Genomic DNA, 3,452 nt, shown 5'->3' with positions numbered 1-3,452 from the left:
CCCGCCACATCGGCACCCTGATGCTGACCCTCACAGTGATTGTTTTGGCGGTCTTTATCCTTTTGCGTCTGCAAGTGGATCTGCTGCCGGGGATTACCTACCCGCGCATTGGGGTACGGCTGGATATTCCGGGGGTGGTGCCTAGTGTTGCTGTTGAGGAGGTGACCAAGCCCCTTGAGGAAGCCCTGAGTCGCACGGAGGGAGTGGTGCAGGTCTATTCCCAAACCCGTGAAGGTCAGGTCAGTATTGATTTATTTTTTGAACCGGGTGGCGATGTTGATCAGGCCTTAAATGAGGCCACTGCCGCTTTTAACCGTGCCCGCAGTACCTTGCCCGATATTATTGAGTCGCCGCGCCTCTTTAAGTTTGATCCGTCGCAATTGCCCGTCTATGAGTTTGCACTAACCTCAGAAACCCTCAGTGGCCGCCAGTTACGGGTCTTTGCCGATGAGGATTTGGATCGCGAACTCAGTATTGTCCCCGGTGTGGCAGGGGTAGATGTCTCTGGGGGGACGACTGAAGAAGTACGAATTCTTGTCGATTTGAATCGATTGCAGGCCACAGGCGTAGGGTTGAACCAAATTTTAACGGTGCTCAGCGATCGCAACCAAGATGTCTCCGGCGGACGCATTCGCGGCCAGACGGCAGAACCCTTAACCCGCACAGTGGGACGGTTTCGTAATGCCAGTGAAATTGAGAATGTGGTGCTGACGGGCGCCAATGGTCAGCGGGTCTATCTGCGGGATGTGGCGCAAGTCGTAGATGGTAGTGCCGAGCAGCGGGTATTTGTGACGCTCAATGGCCAACCTGCCGTTAAAGTCAGTATTCTTAAGCAGCCGGAAGCCAATACGGTGGAAGTGGCCGATGGTGTCAAGCGCCGCTTAGCAGAGCTACAGGCAGCCAATCTCGTGCCCCGCGATGCGCAGATCATTCCTGTCCTTGATGAATCTGTTTATATCCGCAACTCCCTGAACAATGTGATCACTGCAGGCCTGACGGGAACTCTGTTGGCGGCGATCGCGGTGCTGCTGTTCCTTGGCTCGGTGCGGCAAACCTTGATTATTTTGCTGGCAATTCCCCTGTCAACGATGGCCGCGATGTTGCTGATGGGGCTATTTAACTTCTCCCTTAATGTGTTTAGCTTGGGTGGATTGGCTCTCGGGGTGGGCATCGTTGTGGATAACGCCATTGTAATGTTGGAAACCTTGGCGGATATTGACCCCCACCACATGAGCCAAGAGCAGTACCTTGAGGAAGTGAAACGGCGTAGCCAAGGCATTGAATCAGCGCTTTTGGCCTCTACCCTCACTAACTTGGTCGCTATTTTGCCCTTTTTGTTGCTGGGGGGCTTGATTGCGCTGCTCTTCAATGAATTGATTTTAACGATTAGTTTTGCTGTTGCCGCATCGCTGCTGGTGGCACTCACAGTCGTGCCGGCCTTGGCCTCCCGCCTTTTAGGGGTGGGGGTGCAAAATCGTCTACGGCAAGTGGCCTTTATTCGCCTTTTTAATGAAAAGTTCCTCTGGCTGACGGGGCGCTATGAATGGGCCTTGGGGCAGGTGCTACGGGCACGCTGGCTGGTGGTTGGGCTGGCGATCGCCCTTCTAGGGGGAGGAAGTTGGCTTTTGGCCCAGCAAATTCCCCAAGAACTGCTGCCGCGCATTAATACGGGTCAAGTCAACCTCATGGCCATTTTTCCACCGGGAACCCCCCTACCCACCAGTCGCCGTGTCATGGAGGCAGTGGATCAGGTGCTGATGGCACAACCGGGCACAGAGGCGGTCTTTACTACCACTGGCGGTGCCCTCTTTGGCACGAATACGATTGCCAATCCCCTGCGAGCCAATAGCAACATCATTCTGCGGCGTGGGGTGAATGTGGATCGCTACATTACAGAAGCGACAAAAGCCCTTGATCAACTTAACCTTGTGGGGGTGCGGCTGCGCCTGAGTCCCGGCCAGGTGCGGGGGATTATTCTCACCAACTCACCTGTACGCGGTGCCGATGTGGATGTGATGCTACGGGGCAGTGATGAGCAGACCCTCAACCGCTTTGGTCGCCAAGTCCTCCAAGTCCTTGATGAAAAGGCCACATTGGTACGCTTTCGTCCCGATGCGGATCCTCGCCAGCCAGAAATTGCAATTCTGCCGGATTGGGAGCGCGTCAGTGAACTGGGGCTGAATACCCTCAACCTCGGTCAGACGATTCAAACCGCCTTGGAGGGGTTTGTGCCCACCCGCCTGCAACGGGGCGATCGCCTAGTGGATATCCGTGTCCAACTGGACAGTGAAAGCATTCAAACGCCCGCTGACCTGACAACGATTCCCCTTTTTACCGCCAATAACCGTCCCCTCCGCCTTGGGGATGTCGCTCGCATCGAACCCAGTCAAGCCCCCGGCGAAATTCGTCGCATTAACCAGCAGCAGGTCTTTATGCTAGCGGGCAATCTTGTTGAAGGTGCCAGTCTCAGTGCTGCCCTTGCCCAAGTGAATGACATTCTCAACGATCTGGAGTTTCCGCCGGGCGTCTCCCTGATGCCAAGTACGGCGGCTCAAGCCAATCAGCAATTGCAACAGGCCTTAGTGGTCTTAGGCAGTTTGGCGGCCTTTCTCGTGTTTGTGGTCATGGCGGTACAGTACAACTCGCTGCTTGACCCCCTAGTGATTATGTTTACCATTCCCTTGGCCTTGGCCGGTGGAATTTGGGGCTTGTACCTGACACGGACGGCCATTGGCGCCACGGTAATTGTCGGTGCCATTTTGCTCGTGGGCATTGTCGTCAACAATGCCATCATCATGGTGGAGTTGGCGAATGAGATTTACCGACAGGAGGGCTGTAGCCGTAGCCAAGCCATTCGCAAAGCTGCCCCTGCCCGTCTGCGCCCGATTATGATGACCACAATTACAACGGTGGTGGGGATGTTCCCCTTGGCATTAGGGCTAGGCGAAGGCTCAGAATTTTTGCAGCCCCTTGGCATTGTTGTGTTTTCTGGCTTGGCTGTGGCAACACTGCTTACCCTCTTTCTCATTCCCTGTTTTTATGTGATTCTGCATGGCTTTGAGCGTACCGCCCACCGCAGTCTTCCTAAGCCATTACCAGCCCCAGCCGTTCCCTCCACGAGTTCCTCCCCTGAGGAGCTTCAGGAGCGTTAAGCTGTAGGCCAACATTACTGTTTAGAGTGGTGGTGACGCCTCTGCCCAAGTGCTGTTGACCCTATTGCCGTTGGTCAAAATAGCCTCCTTGAGGTACGCCAAGTGAGCGTGTTTTACTGCAATCAACCGCTGCTCAGGGATGTCAGCCTCACGATTCAGCCGCGACAACTGGTGACCTTGATCGGTGCCTCTGGGTCTGGCAAGAGCTTACTGTTAAGCGGTTTGAACCGCTTTATTGAACTTTTTCCGAATCTCCATGTGATTGGCGAAATTCACTATCGGCAGCACGCCCTCAAGGAG

At 54.8% G+C, this 3,452-nt stretch carries 2 protein-coding genes; both read left to right on the top strand.

Annotated elements, in window-relative coordinates; all coding sequences use genetic code 11:
- Positions 1 to 3,152 (top strand): efflux RND transporter permease subunit (locus tag IGQ15_RS11190; protein ID WP_297051783.1); only part of this gene is annotated, 3,152 nt, incomplete at its 5' end.
- A gap of 102 nt (positions 3,153 to 3,254) precedes the next feature.
- On the top strand, positions 3,255 to 3,452 hold a 198-nt coding region (locus IGQ15_RS11185), incomplete at its 3' end, for an ATP-binding cassette domain-containing protein (RefSeq protein WP_297051781.1).

It is taken from the genome of Thermosynechococcus sp. M98_K2018_005 (genome assembly GCF_015295825.1).
Classification (GTDB): domain Bacteria; phylum Cyanobacteriota; class Cyanobacteriia; order Thermosynechococcales; family Thermosynechococcaceae; genus Thermosynechococcus.
The sequence above is the reverse complement of the archived record's forward strand: the minus strand, read 5'-3'. Positions and strand labels throughout refer to the sequence as shown.